15 protein-coding genes are annotated in these 18,202 nt (G+C 66.0%); 8 read left to right on the plus strand and 7 right to left on the minus strand.

Annotated features, from left to right (window positions below; genetic code table 11):
• Window positions 1-7: 7 nt before the first annotated feature.
• The 7 genes from DU475_RS18005 to DU475_RS18035 form a co-directional block, all read right to left on the minus strand.
• Entirely contained in the window at window positions 8-2,698 is a 2,691-nt protein-coding gene (locus tag DU475_RS18005; RefSeq protein WP_164632904.1) for a DUF4118 domain-containing protein, read from the minus strand.
• 15 nt (window positions 2,699-2,713) lie between these two features.
• The gene (locus tag DU475_RS18010; RefSeq protein WP_164632905.1) at window positions 2,714-3,316 is read right to left on the minus strand and encodes a K(+)-transporting ATPase subunit C; all 603 of its coding nucleotides are present in this window, start codon (window positions 3,314-3,316) and stop codon (window positions 2,714-2,716) included.
• Window positions 3,317-3,329: 13 nt separating this feature from the next.
• Entirely contained in the window at window positions 3,330-5,402 is a 2,073-nt protein-coding gene (gene kdpB, locus DU475_RS18015; RefSeq protein WP_164632906.1) for a potassium-transporting ATPase subunit KdpB, read from the minus strand.
• Between the two features lie 10 nt (window positions 5,403-5,412).
• Window positions 5,413-7,116, minus strand: coding sequence for a potassium-transporting ATPase subunit KdpA (gene kdpA / locus DU475_RS18020; protein ID WP_164632907.1), 1,704 nt, complete (start codon window positions 7,114-7,116; stop codon window positions 5,413-5,415).
• A gap of 10 nt (window positions 7,117-7,126) precedes the next feature.
• A complete protein-coding gene (locus DU475_RS18025) occupies window positions 7,127-7,216 on the minus strand; it encodes a K(+)-transporting ATPase subunit F (protein ID WP_080964129.1) in 90 nt (29 codons plus the stop codon).
• A gap of 10 nt (window positions 7,217-7,226) precedes the next feature.
• Window positions 7,227-7,430 (minus strand): hypothetical protein, encoded by a 204-nt coding sequence (locus DU475_RS18030; RefSeq protein ID WP_150105169.1) that lies wholly within the window; start codon window positions 7,428-7,430, stop codon window positions 7,227-7,229.
• Window positions 7,431-7,629: 199 nt separating this feature from the next.
• Window positions 7,630-8,106, minus strand: a complete 477-nt coding sequence (locus DU475_RS18035) for a hypothetical protein (RefSeq protein ID WP_142881896.1) — start codon at window positions 8,104-8,106, stop codon at window positions 7,630-7,632.
• A gap of 224 nt (window positions 8,107-8,330) precedes the next feature.
• Here DU475_RS18035 and DU475_RS18040 point away from each other — a divergent pair, with 224 nt between their 5' ends.
• The 8 genes from DU475_RS18040 to DU475_RS18075 all read left to right on the plus strand — a co-directional run bounded on the left by DU475_RS18040 (window position 8,331) and on the right by DU475_RS18075 (window position 17,980).
• Window positions 8,331-10,013 carry a bifunctional metallophosphatase/5'-nucleotidase gene (locus DU475_RS18040; RefSeq protein WP_164632908.1) on the plus strand — a complete coding sequence of 561 codons (1,683 nt, stop codon included), beginning with the start codon at window positions 8,331-8,333 and terminating at the stop codon, window positions 10,011-10,013.
• 108 nt (window positions 10,014-10,121) lie between these two features.
• A complete protein-coding gene (locus tag DU475_RS18045) occupies window positions 10,122-11,051 on the plus strand; it encodes a histone deacetylase family protein (RefSeq protein WP_047307442.1) in 930 nt (309 codons plus the stop codon).
• A gap of 81 nt (window positions 11,052-11,132) precedes the next feature.
• On the plus strand, window positions 11,133-11,384 hold the full coding sequence (locus DU475_RS18050) for an exodeoxyribonuclease VII small subunit (RefSeq protein WP_013500897.1): 252 nt from the start codon (window positions 11,133-11,135) through the stop codon (window positions 11,382-11,384).
• A 411-nt stretch (window positions 11,385-11,795) separates the two neighbouring features.
• Window positions 11,796-13,721: a 1-deoxy-D-xylulose-5-phosphate synthase gene (gene dxs / locus DU475_RS18055; protein ID WP_013500896.1), complete on the plus strand. Its 1,926-nt coding sequence runs from the start codon at window positions 11,796-11,798 to the stop codon at window positions 13,719-13,721.
• Between the two features lie 178 nt (window positions 13,722-13,899).
• Entirely contained in the window at window positions 13,900-14,469 is a 570-nt protein-coding gene (locus DU475_RS18060; protein ID WP_164632909.1) for a nucleoside 2-deoxyribosyltransferase, read from the plus strand.
• Between the two features lie 3 nt (window positions 14,470-14,472).
• Window positions 14,473-15,213 (plus strand): TlyA family RNA methyltransferase, encoded by a 741-nt coding sequence (locus DU475_RS18065; protein WP_164632910.1) that lies wholly within the window; start codon window positions 14,473-14,475, stop codon window positions 15,211-15,213.
• Window positions 15,214-15,268: 55 nt separating this feature from the next.
• Complete coding sequence (locus DU475_RS18070) at window positions 15,269-16,693, plus strand: MATE family efflux transporter (RefSeq protein ID WP_047307445.1); 1,425 nt, start codon at window positions 15,269-15,271, stop codon at window positions 16,691-16,693.
• A gap of 45 nt (window positions 16,694-16,738) precedes the next feature.
• Window positions 16,739-17,980 (plus strand): class I SAM-dependent RNA methyltransferase, encoded by a 1,242-nt coding sequence (locus tag DU475_RS18075; protein WP_164632911.1) that lies wholly within the window; start codon window positions 16,739-16,741, stop codon window positions 17,978-17,980.
• The last annotated feature ends 222 nt before the right edge of the window (window positions 17,981-18,202 follow it).

Genomic DNA, 18,202 nt, shown 5'->3' on the forward strand with positions numbered 1-18,202 from the left:
TTGATGCTCATGGCTCGGTCGCCTCCCGCGGAAAGCTGAGGATGAAGCGGGCGCCGCGCCCCTGATCGACCGGACTGTCGGCGCTTATCCCGCCGCCATGCGCCGCCATGATGCCCTTGGCGATGGCGAGGCCGAGCCCGGTGCCCTGACCGCGATGCGTCGAGTCCTGCCCGGCCGGCGTCCTTCGGGTGAAGCGCTCGAACAGCATCGGCAGATCCGCCGGATCAATTCCCACGCCGTCGTCTGTGATGCGCAAATCCACGGTCGCGGACGACAGGGTGGCATCGATCGTGACACGGCTCGCCGGAGCGGTATGTTGAAGCGCGTTGTTGACCACGTTTCCGACCGCCTGCTCAGCCAGCGTCGCATCGGCGCGGACCAGCGGCAGGTCGGAGGGCAAAGCGATCTCGATTTGTTGTTGGGCCCCGCGCCGGCGGGCCGCCGCTGCTACCCGCGCCGCGATCTCGCGAAGGTCGAGCCAGTCGCGGCGCAACTCCAGCGCACCGGCCTCGATTCGCGTAATCGACAGCAGATTGCGAACCATCTCGTCGAGCGCCTCCGCTTCCTGCCGGATATTGCCCAGCAGGTCGCGCTGTCCGGCGGCATCGATCTTGTCGCCGTAGCTGAGCATACTCGTCGCCGAGCCGAGGATCGAGGCGAGCGGCGTGCGGAAATCATGCGAGATCGAGGCCAGCAGCGTATTGCGTACCCGCTCGGTCTCGGTGGCGGTGCGGGCGCTGACCATCTCGCGTGTCAGCGAGGCGCGTTCCAGCGCCGCGGCAGTCTGCTCGGTCAGCGTATCGAGCAGCGCGCGGGATTCGGCATCGAGCGGCGCCGTCTCCTTGTTGCGGCCGACGCCGATCACGCCGTAGGTGACGTTGCCCGTCCGCACCGGCAGGAAGCGCCATGGCAACATCGGCAGCGTGCCGGTGTCGGTGCCTGCAGGCTCATTGTGGGTGTAGGCCCAGCGCGCCGCGGTAATCGCCGCCGCATCCAGCTCGTCTTCCGGCGGCCATGCCGCCGCCAGCTCGAGATCGTCGCCCGCCGGCAGCAGCACCACGACCCCGCGCGCCAGCGACGCGTAGATCTCGCTCGCCGCGCCTTCGGCGATCGTCTCCGGTGTGGCGAGACCCGACAGCCGGCGGGTGAACTCATACAACCGCCGCATCGCCCGGACACGGTTGGCCGAGACCCGGACCTGTTCGCGCAGACGTCCGGCCAGCGTCGCAGCGACGAACGCCACCACCAGATACATGATCAACGCCAACAGCTCGTAGGGCTCGGCGATGGTGAAGGTGTGGACCGGAGGAATGAAGAAGAAATTATAGGCGAGAAACGACAGCACAGATGCGTAGATCGCCGGTCCGACCCCGGACTTGATGGCACTGAACAGCACCGCCATCAGAAACACGATCGACAGATTCGGCGTCGGCACCGCCCCCACGATCAGCTTGCCGACACCGACTGCGCCCGCCACCGCGACCGAGGCATACAGGAGATGGGCCGGCGTCGACGCGTTCAGCCGTACCGACAGCGGCACCCTCGGCAGCGGCCGCTGATCGGATTGCCGCGGCACCAGATGCACGGCGATGTCCTGCGAGCGGCGCACCAATTGCTGCGGCAATGAGGGCCACAACATGCCGCGTAGCCCGCTGCCCTCGGCGCGTCCGATCACGATCTGGGTGACGTTTTCGAACCGGGCGAAACGCAGCAGCTCCTCGGGAAAATCGACGCCGGTCAGGGTATGAACCTCGGCCCCCAGACTTTCGGCGAGCTTGATCGCGTCGTCGCAGCGCTTGCGCGAGGCGGCATCCGGATTGGAGCCGGGCCGCTCCACCGTCACGGCCAACCATGGCGCATCCATCAGATCGGCGAGTCGCTTTGCGGCACGTACCACTCCGGGCGAAGACGGGTCAGGCCCCACACAGGCCAGGATGCGCTCGCCCGCCGCCCACGGCCCTTCAATCGCCTGCGCCTGCATCCGCTCGATCAGCGCGGCGTCGACCCGCTCTGCGGCGCGTCGCAGCGACAGTTCGCGCAGCGCAGTGAGGTTCTGCGGCTTGAAGAAGTTCTCCACCGCGCGCACCGCGGTGTCCTGAACATAGACCTTGCCCTCGGCCAATCGCTTCAGCAGTTCGTCCGGCGGCAGGTCGACCAGCACGATCTCATCGGCGCGATCGAACACCTTGTCGGGCACGGTTTCGCGCACCCGCACCTTGCTGATCTTCAGAACGACGTCGTTGAGACTCTCGAGGTGCTGGATGTTGAGCGTGGTCCAGACATCGATGCCGGCGGCGAGCAACTCATCGACGTCCTGCCAGCGCTTGGGATGGCGGCTGCCCGATACGTTGGTGTGGGCGTATTCGTCGACCAGCAGCAGGTCGGGCCGGCGTTCGAGGGCGGCGTCGATGTCGAACTCGCGCATCATCTGGTTGCGATAGACGATGCTGTGCCGAGGCAGGACTTCGAGACCGTCGAGCAGCCGCTCGGTCTCGTGGCGGCCGTGGGTCTCGATCAGTCCGGCGACGACGTCGCGGCCGCCGGCCTTTTCGTGGTGCGCGGCAGTCAACATGGCGAACGTCTTGCCGACGCCCGGCGCCGCGCCAACAAAGATCTTCAGGCGGCCGCGTCCCTCCTTGCGCGCCAGCTCCAGCAGCGCGTCCGGCGATCCCCTGGCGGTGGCGGTCACGTTCGACATCTCGCCTCGATCGGTTCAGAGCCCCATCCTATCCAGCGCAAGGTTCAATTTCAGTACATTTACGCGCGGTTCGCCGAACAGGCCGAGGTCGCGGCCCTGGGCTTGGCTGTCGACCAGCGCCCGGAGTTTTCCCTCATCGACGCCCCGCGCCTTGGCGACTCGTCCAACCTGAAAAAGCGCGGCCTCCGGCGAAATGTCCGGGTCGAGGCCACTGCCCGAGGTGGTCACCAGATCGATCGGTACGGCGGCGCCCGGGTTGGCGGACTTCAGCATCGTGACGTCGGCGGCCAGCCGTTCCTTCAGCGCCGCGCTGGTCGGGCCGAGATTGGCGCCCATCGAGTTCGCCGCATTGTAGGGCGCCGGCACGGTCTTGGTTGCGTCCTGCGGGTCCGGCGCGGTGGTGGCCGAAAGGCGGCCGTGAAAATATCTCGGGTCGGTGAACGCCTGACCGATCAGCGCCGAGCCGATCACCCGACCGTTCTGCTCGACCAGGCTGCCGTTGGCCTGCGTCGGCAGCAGCACCTGCGCAACGCCGGTGATCGCCAGCGGATAGAGCAGACCGGTGAGCAGCGTGAGCACGGCGAACACCACCAGCGCGGGACGGATTTCCTTCAACATGACGGCCTCCTCTTTACACGAGATGCAGCGCGGTGACGGCGAGGTCGATCGCCTTGATGCCGACAAACGGCAGCACGATGCCGCCAAGTCCGTAGATCAGAAGATTCCGCCGCAGCAGCGCCGCGGCGCCGATCGGCCGGTAGGTGACGCCCTTCAACGCCAGCGGAATCAGCGCGATGATGATCAGCGCGTTGAAGATGATTGCCGACAGAATGGCGCTCTGCGGCGTCGACAGACCCATCACATTGAGCGCGCCGAGCTGCGGATAGAACGCCACGAACATCGCCGGAATGATCGCGAAATACTTCGCGACGTCGTTGGCGATCGAAAACGTCGTGAGCGCGCCGCGCGTCATCAGTAGTTGCTTGCCGATTTCGACCACCTCGATCAGCTTGGTCGGATCGGAATCGAGGTCGACCATGTTGCCGGCCTCGCGCGCGGCCTGCGTGCCGCTCTGCATCGCCACCCCGACATCGGCCTGCGCCAGCGCGGGGGCATCGTTGGTTCCATCGCCGCACATCGCGATCAGGCGCCCCTGCGCCTGCTCGCCACGGATATAGCGCAGCTTGTCCTCGGGGGTGGCCTGGGCAATGAAATCGTCGACGCCGGCTTCGGAAGCGATCGAGGCCGCGGTCACCGGATTGTCGCCGGTGATCATCACCGTCTTGATTCCCATCCGCCGGAGCGCGGCGAAACGGTCCCGGACGTCCGGCTTGACCACGTCCTTGAGATGGATGACGCCGAGCAGTCTCCCTCCCTCCGCCAGTCCGAGCGGCGTGCCGCCGGAGCGGGCGATGCGGTCGACCGCGGCGCGGAACGCCGACGGCTCGCTTACCTCACTGCCGGACTGCTCCCGCACGAAGCCGAAGACCGAGTCGATCGCCCCCTTGCGCAAGCGGCGGCCGCCACTGTCGACGCCTGACAACCGCGTATTGGCGCTGAACGGAACGAACTTCGCCCGCTGGTCCGCCGGTTGCGGCGCTACAGCATATTTCTCCTGCGCCAGCGCCACGATGGAGCGCCCTTCGGCGGTCTCGTCGGCTTCGCTGGCGAGCAGCGCCGCAGTGGCCGCTTCTTGTTCGGTGACGCCCGGCACCGGGATGATCTCGGTGGCGAGTCTGTTGCCGAAGGTGATCGTGCCGGTCTTGTCCAGCAACAGCGTGTCGATATCGCCTGCCGCCTCGACGGCGCGTCCCGACATCGACAGCACGTTGAAGCGCACCAGCCGATCCATGCCGGCGATGCCGATCGCCGACAGCAATGCGCCAATGGTCGTCGGAATCAGCGTGACGAACAGCGCCACCAGCACGATCACCGAGATCGATCCGCCCGCATAGGAGGCGAAGCTCGGGATCGAAGCGGTGGCGAACACGAAGATGATGGTGAGTCCGACCAGCAGGATATTGAGCGCTATCTCGTTCGGCGTCTTTTGCCGCTCGGCTCCCTCGACCAGCTTGATCATGCGATCGAGAAACGAGGAACCGGGCTGCGAGGTGATGCGGACCACGATGCGGTCGGACAGAACCGTCGTGCCGCCGGTCACCGCAGAGCGGTCGCCGCCCGACTCCCTGATCACCGGCGCGGACTCACCGGTCACCGCGGCTTCGTTGACCGAAGCGATGCCCTCGATGACCTCGCCGTCGCCGGGGATCACGTCGCCGGCCTCGCACACCACCAGATCATCGACCATGAGACGCTCGGCCGCGACCCTTTCGAAGAGTTCATTGTTGTCGGACATCAGCAACCGCTTCGCGACCGTGCTGGCGCGCGTCTGCCGCAGCGTATCGGCCTGCGCCTTGCCACGCCCCTCGGCGATCGCTTCGGCGAAATTCGCGAACAGCACGGTGAACCACAGCCAGATCGCGATCTGGAGTTCGAAGGCGAGCTCGCCGCTGCCCGTCGCCATGTCCCGGATCAACAAGACCGTGGCCAGCACCGTCACGACTTCGAGTACGAACATCACCGGGTTCTTCACCAGCGTGCGCGGATCGAGCTTGACGAACGCCTGACCGATCGCCGGCAACATGATCGCGGGATCGAGCAGTGTGGTCTTTCTCGCCCGCTTGCGGAGTTTGGAAGCTTGCATGATCTTGCTCCTAGAACACTTGACCCGCCGCCATCGCCAAGTGCTCGACGAGCGGCCCGACGGCGAGCGCCGGAAAAAACGTCAGACCGCCGACGATCAGGATGACCCCGATCAGCAGCCCGACGAACAGCGCACCGGTGGTCGGGAAGGTGCCCGACGACGCGCGGATCGATTTTTTGCCAGCGAGCGAGCCAGCAATCGCCAGCGCCGGCACGATCACCCAGAACCGGCCGACGAACATCGCCACCGCACCCGCGAGGTTGTAGAAGGGTGTATTCCCGCTCAGCCCGGCGAATGCCGAGCCGTTGTTCGCCGCCTGCGAAGTGAAGGCGTACAGCACCTCGGAGAAGCCGTGAGGCCCGGCATTGGCCATCGACGCCACCGCCGGCGGGTACACCACGGCGATTGCGGTCCAGCCCAGCATCATCAGCGGCAGGATCAGGATCGCCAGCATGGCCATCTTGACCTCGCGCGCCTCGATCCTCTTGCCGACGTATTCCGGAGTGCGGCCGACCATCAACCCGGCAATGAAGACCGTCAGGATAGCAAACAGCAACATGCCGTAGAGGCCGGCGCCGACGCCGCCGATCACAATCTCGCCGAGCTCCATGTTGACCAGCGGGATCATGCCGCCGAGCGCGGTGAAGGCGTCGTGCATCGAATTGACGGCCCCGCAGGATGCCGCAGTGGTAACCACCGCGAACAGGGCCGAGGCCGCGATGCCGAAGCGGACTTCCTTGCCTTCCATGTTGCCGCCGGCAAGTCCGAGCGCGTGCAGGGCCTGGGTGCCGTTGGCCTCCGCCCAGTAGCAGACCGTGACTCCGACGATGAACAACACGCCCATAGCCGCGAGGATCGCCCAACCCTGGCGCTGGTTACCGACCATACGGCCAAACACGTTGGTCATTGCCGCGCCGATCACGAAGATCGCCAGCATCTGCACGAAATTCGACAGCGCGGTCGGGTTCTCGAACGGATGCGCGGCGTTGGCGTTGAAGAAACCGCCGCCATTCGTGCCGAGCATTTTGATTGCAACCTGCGACGCCACCGGACCGAGCGCGATCGTCTGCCTCGCGCCTTCCAGCGTCGTCGCCTCGGCATAGGGCCCCAACGTCTGCGGCACGCCCTGCCACACCAGGAAAAGCGCCAACGGCACGCACATCGGCAGCAGCACATAGAGAGTGCAGCGGGTGATATCGACCCAGAAACTCCCCACCGTCGTCATCGACGCACGGGCAAAGCCTCGGATCAGTGCCACCGCCAGCACGATCCCGGTCGCCGCCGAAAGAAAATTCTGATGCGTGAGCCCGAGCATCTGGGTGAGGTAGGACAGCGTGGTCTCGCCGCCGTAGTTCTGCCAGTTGGTATTGGTGATGAACGAGATCGCGGTGTTGAGGGCCAGGTCGGGGGCCACCGCGCCCTGCGCCGCCGGATTGAGCGGCAGTCCTGCCTGCAGCCGGAGCAGCGCATAGAGCAGCAGGAAGCCGCCGACGTGGAACAGCAGCAGCGACAGCGCGTAGCTCAGCCAGTGCTGCTCGTGCTGCGGATCGACACCGGCGGCGCGATACAGCGCGCGCTCGACCGGGACGAGAACGGGCGACAGCCATGTGCAGCGACCATCGAATACGGCGGTCAGGTAGGCGCCGAGCGGCGCTGCCAGCGCCACGACGACGGCGCCGAACAGGAAAATTTGTATCCAGCCGATCAGAGTCATGGCTCTCTCCTCAGAACCGTTCCGGGCGCAGCAGCGCATAGGTGAGATAGAGGAGGAGCCCGGCGGTCACCGCCGCAGCGAGTGCGAGATCGAGCGACATGGTGTGCCTCTCAAATCCGCTCGCAGGTGTAGGCATAGCCGATGGTCAAGACGAACAGCCCGGCACCGGTCAGCAACATGAACAGATCGAGCATCGAAGCCTCCTGAAAGATTGCGTCAGGAGGCAGGTATCGATCGGCACGTAAGGAAACGATGCGGAAATGACGGTCGGAGCATAAAGACGGGATAAAGATGCCCGCCGGACCCGGGCGCAATCATCAGGGCTGCTGCCCAAGGAGGCCACGGCAGAACGCGGCTGGCCCATCTTCGCAGCGCCATGCGGCTTCGGCCCGCAAGCAGGACGCTCCGGCCAGGAGGCGACGATCGGCGAGCCGACCGGCGCAAGGGCGCAGTCGGGGCGCGACGCGGGACGCGGGTATCGAATAAGCGGGCTTCGTTCGCCGCCCTGGCCGCTTACTTCTTCCCCGCCCCGAATTCTTGGTTGCTGAACGGATTCGCCGCAGGCGTCTGCATCCTGATGAAGCCGAGCTTCACCGACTGGTGGCAGGAATTGCATCCCGCAGTGAGTTCACCGTAGGCGCGGACGAATTCCCGGCGATCCTTGGCGGCGATCGCCGCCGATATGGCGTCGAGCGGCTTGGCCATGGTGGTGACGTCGTTGACCGGCAGGCTCTGATACAGTGCTGCGGCGTCTTCCAGCCTGGTCTTGAGCTGCTTGGTCTCGTAGGTCGCCAATCCCCAATTGCCGGCCTTGCCGGCGAACCACAGCTTGATGTGCCCGACCTGCGCGCCCTGCATCAGATCGGCGAGGCGCGGCTGGGGCCTCTCGCCTTCCCGCGGCTGCTGCGCGCCGGCAAGGGAGACCGTGCCGACCAGTGCCATGGCACCGATGACCACAGCAGCGGGCTTGGCGAGCGAGAACCTCTTCATGCGTCATCCCCGGGATTGTACGAGCGTCGCGACTCGGCGACGCGCCGATGGAACGGCATCAGTAACGCGCCGCCGACGTCCAATTCAATCGGCACGGCCGCAAGGTTGGTATTCGGCGAAGGATCGATAGCGTTCGCGATGCGGCAAAGCGACGCCACGCCGCGCTTGCATTCGGACACGCGGCAGGCGATGCGGGGCCTCCAACAGCTCTGTCCGGATCGCCGATGACCAAGCTTCGCCACCGCACCGCCCTGCTCGCCGCCGCGACCGTGATGATGCTCGCCGCGGCGCCGGCGACGCGCGCCGCCGAATTGCTGCCGCCGCCGGTCGATCTGCGCATCCTCGCGATCAACGACTTTCACGGTAATCTGCAGCCGCCGCCCGGCGGCATCATGATCGACGATCCGGCGGACCCGGCCAAGAAGATCCAGGTCGCGGCCGGCGGTGCCGAGCATATGGCGACGCTGGTCAAGGAGCTGCGCAAGGGACGCCGCAACACGATCTTCGTGGCCGCCGGCGACCTGATCGGCGCCAGCCCGTTCCTGTCGGCGATGTTTCACGACGAGCCGACCATCGAGGCGCTGTCGGTGATGGGACTGGCGTTGTCTTCCGTCGGCAATCACGAATTCGACGAAGGCAAGACCGAGCTGCTCCGGATGCAGAACGGCGGCTGCCATCCGGTGGACGGCTGCCGCGGGCCGCATCCGTTCAAGGGCGCAGCGTTCAACTATCTGGCCGCCTCCACGGTCGAGACCGCGACCGGCAAGACGGTCTTTCCGGCCTACGCGATCCGCAAATTCGGCGGCGTGCCGGTGGCGTTCATCGGGCTGACGCTGAAGAACACCCCCAACATGGTGTCGCCGCCGGGCGTCGCCGGCCTGTCGTTCAGGGATGAGGCGGAGACCGTCAACGCCTTGATCCCCGAGCTGAAGGCCGAAGGGGTCGAGGCGATCGTGGTGCTGATTCACGAAGGCGGCTTTCCCACCGGCGACTACAATGCGTGCCCGGGAATCTCCGGCCCGATCGTCGAGATCGTCAACAAGCTCGATCGCGCCGTCGACGTGGTGATCAGCGGCCACACCCACCGCGCCTATAATTGCCGGATCGACGGCCGCCTCGTGACCAGCGGCGACAAATACGGCACCATCGTCACGGCGATCGATCTGAAGCTCGACCCCACCACCCGCGACGTGATCAGCGCCACGGCGAATAACACCATCGTCCGCACCGACACGCTTCCCAAAGATCCGGCGCAGACCGAACTGATCGCCGCCTACGACAGGCTCGCCGGTCCGATTGCGGCCCGGCCGGCAGGCTCGGTCACCGCGGCGCTGTCGCGGATGCCGAATATGGCCGGCGAAAGCGTGCTCGGCGACGTCGTCGCCGACGCCCAGCTCGCCGCAACGATGGACCAGGACAAGGGCGGGGCCGAGATCGCATTGACCAATCCCGGCGGTGTCCGGTCGGATATTCTCGGCGGTGAAGGCGGTGCGGTGACCTTCGGCCAAGTGTTTGCCGCGCAGCCGTTCCGCAATCAGCTCGTGACGATGACGCTGACCGGCGCACAGCTCAAAGCGGCGCTGGAGCAGCAATGGGCGGAGCCGGCGCGACCGCGGATACTGCAGGTGTCGAAGGGGTTCAGCTTCGCCTGGGATGCGGCCGCAGCGGCCGGCTCGCGAATTCCGCCCGACAGGATGACATTGAACGGAGCGCCGATTGATCCGGAACGGGCGTACCGCGTCACGGTCAACGCCTTTCTCGCCGCGGGCGGCGACGGCTTCACCGTATTCAAGGCCGGTGCTGCACCGCAAACTGGAGTCTACGACGTCGATGCGCTGTTCGCTTATTTCAGAACCGGCAGCCCGGTGGCGCCGCCGGCCGCCGATCGAATCGTGCGACTGAATTGAGCGACGCGACGGCTAAGCCTTAAGCGGCCCTTTCGCTCGCGGCGACGAATAACTACATTCATCCGAGTATATTCGAACACAGACTGACCGGCGCCGGGCTCATTCCGAATGACCACGCTTTTTCTGACCCATTCCGCGTGCCTCGATCATGACACGCCGGAAGGACATCCCGAGCGCGCCGCGCGGCTCGTCGCCATCAACAAGGCGCTTGGTGAGGAGCGGTTCGCGGCGCTGGCGCGTGCGGAATCGCCGATCGGATCGCTCGAGCACATCGCGCTGTGCCACACCGATCACCACATCGTCGAGCTGCGCCACATGTCGCCGTCGACCGGCATCGTCTATGTCGACGGCGACACCTCGATGTCGCCGGGCACGTTCGAGGCGGCGCTGCGCGGCGTCGGCGGCTCGGTCGCCGCGGTGGACGCGGTGATGAAGGGCACGGCCGCCAACGCCTTCGTCGCCACCCGCCCGCCCGGCCACCATGCCGAGATCACCAAGCCGATGGGGTTCTGCTTTTTCGGCAACGCCGCGATCGCGGCGCGCTACGCCCAGCGGCAATACGGCATCGAGCGCGCCGCGGTGGTGGATTTCGACGTGCATCACGGCAACGGCACCCAGGACATCTTCTGGGGCGACCGTACCGTGATGTATTGTTCGACCCACCAGATGCCGCTGTTCCCGGGGACCGGCTCCCAGGGCGAACGGGGCGAACACGACAATATCGTCAACGCCCCCCTAGCCTCCGAAGACGGCGGCACCGAGTTCCGTTTCGCGTTCGATCAATTGATCCTCCCCCAGCTCAAGCGGTTCTCCCCGGAACTGATTGTGATTTCGGCCGGCTTCGACGCCCATTATCGCGATCCGCTGGCGAGCCTGAACCTGCGCGCAGAAGATTTCGCCTGGGTCACCGAGAGGCTGATGGAGGTGGCGGATCAGACCGCCGGGGGCCGCATTGTCTCGGTGCTCGAGGGGGGATATGACCTGCAGGGACTGGGTGAATCTGTTGCGGCTCATGTGGGCGCCCTGATGGGTGCTTGAACCAGCCGCCCCGTCAGGCGACCAAAAACCAACAACGAGAACATGCCGCCGCGTCCCGCGCGGTGCAGCCGGAAGTGCGAAATGGCCGAAGCCGCAACCGCCGATATCAAAAAACTGAGCTTCGAACGTGCCCTCGAAGAACTCGAGACCATCGTCAAGCGACTCGAAGACGGCAAGGTTCCGCTCGAGGAGTCGGTGACGATTTACGAGCGCGGCGAGGCGCTTAAGCGGCGCTGCGAGGATCTGCTGCGGCAGGCGGAAGCGCGCGTGGACAAGATCACCACCGACGCGCAGGGTGTTCCCACCGGAACCGAACCGCTCGACGTGCAATAACGCTGAGACTTCGAAGGTATTTTCTTGCGCTGCCGGGCCAGCACCACCGTGTTTGCGGCGCAACACTGGAGTTCCGTAAGTACCCCCATCAACCCTGTTGGCCGAAAGTTTACGCAGCCTGACCAAGCCTTGGGCGGCCGATGGTTGGCTTTAAAGACGGGTTTGTGTAAAGGTATGAGCTTATGCGCCGCGCTTGACACTCGCCGCGATGGCACTGTCAAGTTCGGTGGACGTGTGCAGCCGCAATAAGTGATCGAGGTCACTTCGACGATCGGGAGCGCACACTACGCTTCGATCGTTGATTTCTCCTGACGTAGGAGTGCGGGAGCCGGGTGAGGCTCACGCAGACTGGACACTCGGACCATTCGTCGAGGGACTCACCACCCTATAGTTATAGACTGGAATATCGCCGTGACCGAATTTAGTAAGACGCCGCTTCTCGACACCATTCGTACTCCGGAAGATCTGCGCAAGCTGCGGATCGATCAGGTTCGGCAGGTCGCCGACGAATTGCGATTGGAGACGATCGACGCGGTCTCGGTCACCGGCGGGCATTTCGGCGCCGGTCTCGGCGTGGTCGAGCTGACTACCGCACTGCACTATGTATTCGACACCCCGCGCGACCGCCTGATCTGGGACGTCGGCCACCAGGCCTACCCGCACAAGATCCTGACCGGCCGGCGCGACCGCATCCGCACCCTGCGCACCGGCGGCGGCCTGTCCGGCTTCACCAAGCGCACCGAAAGCGACCACGACCCGTTCGGTGCCGGTCACTCCTCCACCTCGATCTCCGCCGGTCTCGGCATGGCGGTGGCCAGCGAGCTCGCCGGCAAGAAGAACAACGTGATCGCGGTGATCGGCGACGGCTCGATCTCGGCCGGCATGGCCTATGAGGCGATGAACAATGCCGGCGCGATGAATTCCCGTCTGATCGTCATCCTCAACGACAACAACATGTCGATCGCCCCGCCAGTCGGAGCGATGTCGGCCTATCTGTCGCGGCTGTATTCCGGCAAGACCTATCGGTCGCTGCGCGAGGCCGGCAAGCAGATCGGCAAGCATCTGCCCAAGCTGATCGCCGATCGCGCCGCCCGCGCCGAGGAATATTCCCGCGGCTTCATGATGGGCGGCGGCACGCTGTTCGAGGAGCTGGGCTTCTATTACGTCGGCCCGGTCGACGGTCACAACCTCGACCACCTGCTGCCGATCCTGCAGAACGTCCGCGACGCCGACACCGGCCCGTTCCTGATCCACGTCGTGACCCAGAAGGGCAAGGGTTACGGCCCCGCCGAAGCCGCTGCCGACAAGTATCACGCCGTGGTCAAATTCGACATCGCGACCGGCGCACAGTCCAAGGCCAAGTCGAACGCGCCGTCCTACCAGAATGTGTTCGGCCAGAGCCTGGTCAAGGAAGCCGAGAAGGACGACAAGATCGTCGGCATCACCGCCGCGATGCCGTCCGGCACCGGCATCGACATCTTCGAGAAAGCGTTCCCGAAGCGTACCTTCGACGTCGGCATCGCCGAGCAGCACGCCGTCACCTTCGCGGCCGGCCTCGCCACCGAGGGCTACAAGCCGTTCTGCGCGATCTATTCGACCTTCCTGCAACGCGCCTACGATCAGATCGTGCACGACGTCGCGATCCAGAAGCTGCCGGTGCGCTTCGCGATCGACCGCGCCGGTCTGGTCGGCGCCGACGGTGCCACCCACGCCGGTTCGTTCGACAACGCCTATCTGGGCTGCCTGCCCAACATGGTGATCATGGCGGCGGCCGACGAAGCCGAGCTGGTGCATATGGTCGCCACCCAGGTGGCGATCGACGACCGGCCGAGCGCAGTGCGCTATCCGCGCGGCGAAGGCCGCGGCGTCGAGATGCCGGACGTCGGCGTTCCGCTGGAAATCGGCAAGGGCCGCGTCATCCGTCAGGGCAACAAGGTCGCGCTGCTGTCGTTCGGCACCCGGCTCGCCGAGGCCGAAAAAGCCGCCGACGAACTTGCCACCCTCGGCCTCTCCACCACCGTCGCCGACGCCCGCTTCATGAAGCCGCTCGACATCGAACTGGTGCTGAAGCTCGCCCGCGACCACGAGGTGCTGATCACCGTCGAGGAAGGCTCGATCGGTGGCTTCGGCAGCCACGTGATGCAGGCGCTGGCCGAGCACGGCATGCTCGACGGTCAGGTGAAGATGCGGTCGCTGGTGCTGCCGGATGTGTTCATGGACCACGACAATCCCACCGCGATGTACGCCCGCGCCGGCCTCGACGCCAAGGCGATCGTCAAGAAGGTATTCGACGTGCTCGGCAACGACGCCAAGGCCGAGACCTCGAAGCTGGCCTGAGCGTGAGCAGCATCGATATTTCCGCGGTGTCATTCCGGGGGCTCACCAACGGGTCCGGCCTTCGGCCGGCCCGGTGACAGGCTCCGTGAGCGAGCCCGGAATCTATAACCACCGCCGGGAATATGGATTCCGGGCCTTCGCCACGTTCGGCTGACGCCGACCGAGGCAAATCCCGGAAATGACGAAGAAGATCTACCTCGCCGGCCCCGACATATTCCTCCCCGATGCGCTCGAGATCGGCCGGCGCAAGGTTGCGCGGTGCGCGGACCACGGGCTCCAGGGGCTGTTCCCGCTCGACAACGCGGTGGCGCTGGCCGCCCACGACGCCTCGCTGCAGATCTTCCGCGGCAACGAGGCGATGATGAATGACGCAGACGCCATCATCGCCAATCTGACACCGTTTCGCGGGCCCAGCGCCGACGCCGGCACGGTGTACGAACTCGGCTACATGGCCGGACGCGGAAAGCTGGTGCTTGGCTATTCGAACGACCCGGCGAGTTACGTCGCGCGGGTCCAGCAGTTCGAGATTGTCGAGAGCCGCAACGGCCTCCTGATCGGCGCCGACGGCCTTGCGGTCGAAGACTTCGGCCTCGCCGACAATCTGATGCTGATCCACTGCCTCGATCTGCACGGCGCACCGCTGGTGACGCCGCGTGAACGTCCGTCAGATCTGTGGTACGACCTCGATAGCTTCACCGCCTGTGTCCGGATCGCGGCGGAGCGGCTGCGGCCACAACAGGCGCGCTGATCGATGGCGAAGTCACCAGATCCCCGCCTCCGGAAGCGCGCCGATGTCGTGCTGGTGGAACGCGGCCTGTTCGACAGCCGCGCGCGAGCGCAGGCGGCGATCGAGGCCGGCCTGGTGGTCGCGGATGGCAAGCCGGTCACGAGGGTTTCTGAACCGATCGCGCTTGATGCAGCGATCGAAGCGCAGCCGGCGCATCCATGGGTGTCGCGCGGCGGAGTGAAGCTCGCCGGCGCGCTGGAGCGCTATCCGATCGAGATCGAGGATCACGTCTGCCTCGACGTCGGCTCCTCCACCGGCGGTTTCACCGAGGTGCTGCTGGCGCACGGTGCCGCGCTGGTGTTCGCGGTCGATGTCGGCCGCGATCAGCTTCACGCTTCGCTGCGCGGCCATCCCAAGATCGTCTCCATGGAAGAGACCGACATCCGCAAGCTCGAAGGCACCCGTCTGCCGCAACGGCCGGATGTCGTGGTGATCGATGCCAGCTTCATTTCGCTGAAGCAGGTGCTGCCCGCTGCGCTGTCGCTTGCCGCATCGCCGATGAGTCTGCTGGCGCTGATCAAGCCGCAGTTCGAGGCGCCCTCGAAGCGCGGCATCGTCCGCGACGCCAAGGTGCATCGCGCGGTGTGCGACGCCGCCGCTGGTTTCGCCGCCTCGCTCGGCTGCCGCGACATCGAGGTCTTTGCTTCCTCGATCGCCGGCGGAGACGGTAACGCCGAGTTCTTCCTGGGCGCCCGGCGCGGCTGACCACGCCGCAGCCGGCTGCCGGAACCAAAGTCTTACTCCGGCCGCAACTTCGGCTATGGTGCGCGCCATGACCTTTCCTGGCTCCAACATCGCCGCCGGCGCGCTCGCGCCGGCGAAATCGTCTGCGTGGCGAACCGAGCTCGTCGAAACGCTGTGGCTCGCTCTGCCGATGGCGCTGACGCAGCTCGGCCAGATCGCGATGATGACCACCGATCTGGCGCTGATCGGCCGGCTTGGCGATACCGCCGTCGCCGCCGCCGCTCTGGCGCATATCGTGCTGTTCTCGACCTTCACCATGGGTCTTGGTCTGGTGTCCGCGGTGACTCCGCTGGCCGCGCAGGCGGTCGGTGCCCGCGCCCCCCGGCAAGTGCGCGCTTCGCTCCGGGTCGGGCTATGGGCGGGCATGATCGCCGGCGTGCCGCTGACGCTCGGCCAGCTTTATGGCGAAGAACTGCTGGTCGCCCTCGGCCAGGATCCTGCGACCTCGCGGCTTGCGGGCGATTACCTCGACGGACTCGCATGGTCGCTGGTGCCCGGCTGGCTATTCATTGCGCTGCGCGGCTTCATGGGCGCGGTGAACCGACCCGAGCCGGCGCTATGGATCATGCTGACGGCGATCCCGATCAATCTCGGCCTCGCTTACGCGTTGATTCACGGCTCGTTCGGCCTGCCGCGGCTGGAGATCTTCGGCGCCGGTCTCGCCACCACCATCGTGTCGTGGGGGATGTGCGTCGCCGCCGCTGCGGTATGCGTGACGATGCGCCCGTTCCGGAAGTACCAGGTGTTCGGCGAACTGTTCCGGTTCGATCGCGAGCTGATGCGCCGGCTGCTCCAGCTCGGCCTGCCGATCTCCGGCGCCTCAGTGCTGGAATACGGCGTGTTCGGCGCCGCCGCATTGCTGATGGGCTGGTTCGGCACCACCGCGCTCGCCGCCCATCAGATCGCGCTCCAGATCGCGGCTATCATGTTCATGGTGCCGATGGGAATTTCGGTCGCCGCCACGGTGCGGGTCGGCCATGCGGTCGGGCGCGGCGATCCATCAGCCGCACGGCGGGCAGGCTTTGCGGCAATCGGTCTCGGCCTGGCGTTCATGGCAGCGATGACGCTGCTGGTGGCACTGACCAGGCACCAGATTCCGTATCTGTTTCTCGGCGACTCCGAGACGGCGGCGGCGACCGCGGCCCTTACTGCCGCACTGCTGATCGTCGGCGCCAGCTTCTTTATCGCGGACGGCCTGCAAGTGGTCGCCAACGGCGCACTGCGCGGCCGTAACGACACCAAAATACCGCTGTTGTTCGCGGTGCTCGGGTTCTGGCTGATCGGCTTTCCGTTCTGCTGGGTCCTCGGCTTCCACACCGACCTCGGACCGTTCGGTGTCTGGATCGGGTTGGCGATCGGTCTCACGGTCTATGCAGCGCTGCTGGTGTGGCGTTTCCACCGGCTGACGCGCGACGCGATGGCGGCGGCCGTCGCCGCCTGATCACTTCCGGCTTTACGGCCTGCCGGCCGGGGACTATCCATCGCCATGATCCAGACCATGACGATCGATCAGCTCGGCCACCGCGGCGACGGAGTCAGCCTATCGCAAGGCGGCGCGACTTACGTGCCGTTCGCGCTGCCCGGCGAAACCGTCGAGGCCGAACCGGTGCAGGGTCATCCGGACCGCCGCAAGCTGCTGCGCGTCGAGAGCCCCAGCCCCGACCGGGTCACGCCGTTCTGTCCGCATTTCGGGGTGTGCGGCGGCTGCGCGATCCAGCATTTGCGCGACGAGCCGTATCGGACGTGGAAGCGCAACCTAGTGATCGAAACGCTGGCGCAGGCCGGGATCGATGTTCCGGTCGATCCGCTGATCGATGCCCACGGCGCCGGACGGCGACGCGCTACGCTGCACGCCCGCCGCGGCACGCACGACATTCTCAAGGTCGGCTTCAGTGCCAACGCGAGCCACGACATCATCGCCATCGATCACTGCCCGATCCTCGATCCGGCGCTGAACGGCGCACTGGAAGCGGCCTGGGCGCTAGCCGAAGCGCTGACGCCGGTCGGCAAGCCGCTCGATATTCAAGTCACCGCCACCGAGAACGGCCTCGATATCGACGTGCGCGGCTCGGGGCCGCTGCCGCCGAAGATGATCACTTCACTCTCGCAACTCGCCGACAAGCACAAGCTCGCCCGGCTGACGCGCCACGGTGAATTAGTTCTGCTGCGCCGGCCGCCGGTGGTGACGATCGGCAAGGCCAAGGTGACGTTGCCGCCCGGCGCATTCCTGCAGGCGACGGCGCTCGGCGAACAGACTCTGGCGGAGCTGGCGATGGCGCATCTCGGCCGCGCCAAGCAGGTGGCGGATCTGTTCTGCGGCGTCGGCCCGTTCGCGCTGCGCCTCGCCGAGAAGGCGCGGGTGTTCGCCTGTGACAGTGACGCGCCCGCGGTGGCAGCGCTCCAGAAGGCCGCTCCGGCGACGCCGGGGCTGAAGCCGGTGAAGGCCGAAGCGCGCGATCTCTTCCGCCGCCCGCTGGCGCCGCCAGAGCTGCGCGATTTCGATGCCGTGCTGTTCGATCCGCCGCGCCAGGGCGCGCAGGCGCAGGCCGCGCAGCTCGCAGCGAGCCGGGTGCCGCTGGTGATCGCGGTGTCGTGCAACGCCACCACATTCGCCCGCGACGCCAAGCTGCTGATCGACGGCGGCTACAGGCTCGAAGGCGTGAGCCCAGTCGATCAGTTCAAGTACACGCCGCATGTCGAACTGGTGGCGAGCTTTCGAAAGAAGTGACTCTCACAGTGTCATTCCGGGGCGCGAACGTAGTTCGCGAACCAGGAATCTAGAGCGGTTCATCATTTGATTGAAACGATCTGACCTTTCCGAAGGCACTGAGTCCTCATCCTGAGGAGCCCGGCGAAGCCGGGCGTCTCGAAGGATGGGGCAACGCATTCCGTGCGTCACATGGTTCGAGACGGCGCTACGCGCCTCCTCACCATGAGGTTGTGCGTGTGG

Origin of the sequence: Rhodopseudomonas sp. WA056 (assembly GCF_010906995.1) — a bacterium.
In the GTDB taxonomy this organism is placed as follows: Bacteria; Pseudomonadota; Alphaproteobacteria; order Rhizobiales; family Xanthobacteraceae; genus Rhodopseudomonas; species Rhodopseudomonas palustris_G.

Coding starts and splice junctions, on each gene's coding strand:
- DU475_RS18005 (WP_164632904.1), bottom strand. CDS start 2,698: ATGTCGAACGTGACCGCCACCGCCAGGGGATCGCCGGACGCGCTGCTG.
- DU475_RS18010 (WP_164632905.1), bottom strand. CDS start 3,316: ATGTTGAAGGAAATCCGTCCCGCGCTGGTGGTGTTCGCCGTGCTCACG.
- kdpB (WP_164632906.1), bottom strand. CDS start 5,402: ATGCAAGCTTCCAAACTCCGCAAGCGGGCGAGAAAGACCACACTGCTC.
- kdpA (WP_164632907.1), bottom strand. CDS start 7,116: ATGACTCTGATCGGCTGGATACAAATTTTCCTGTTCGGCGCCGTCGTC.
- DU475_RS18025 (WP_080964129.1), bottom strand. CDS start 7,216: ATGTCGCTCGATCTCGCACTCGCTGCGGCGGTGACCGCCGGGCTCCTC.
- DU475_RS18035 (WP_142881896.1), bottom strand. CDS start 8,106: ATGAAGAGGTTCTCGCTCGCCAAGCCCGCTGCTGTGGTCATCGGTGCC.
- DU475_RS18040 (WP_164632908.1), top strand. CDS start 8,331: ATGACCAAGCTTCGCCACCGCACCGCCCTGCTCGCCGCCGCGACCGTG.
- DU475_RS18045 (WP_047307442.1), top strand. CDS start 10,122: ATGACCACGCTTTTTCTGACCCATTCCGCGTGCCTCGATCATGACACG.
- DU475_RS18050 (WP_013500897.1), top strand. CDS start 11,133: ATGGCCGAAGCCGCAACCGCCGATATCAAAAAACTGAGCTTCGAACGT.
- DU475_RS18060 (WP_164632909.1), top strand. CDS start 13,900: ATGACGAAGAAGATCTACCTCGCCGGCCCCGACATATTCCTCCCCGAT.
- DU475_RS18065 (WP_164632910.1), top strand. CDS start 14,473: ATGGCGAAGTCACCAGATCCCCGCCTCCGGAAGCGCGCCGATGTCGTG.
- DU475_RS18070 (WP_047307445.1), top strand. CDS start 15,269: ATGGTGCGCGCCATGACCTTTCCTGGCTCCAACATCGCCGCCGGCGCG.
- DU475_RS18075 (WP_164632911.1), top strand. CDS start 16,739: ATGATCCAGACCATGACGATCGATCAGCTCGGCCACCGCGGCGACGGA.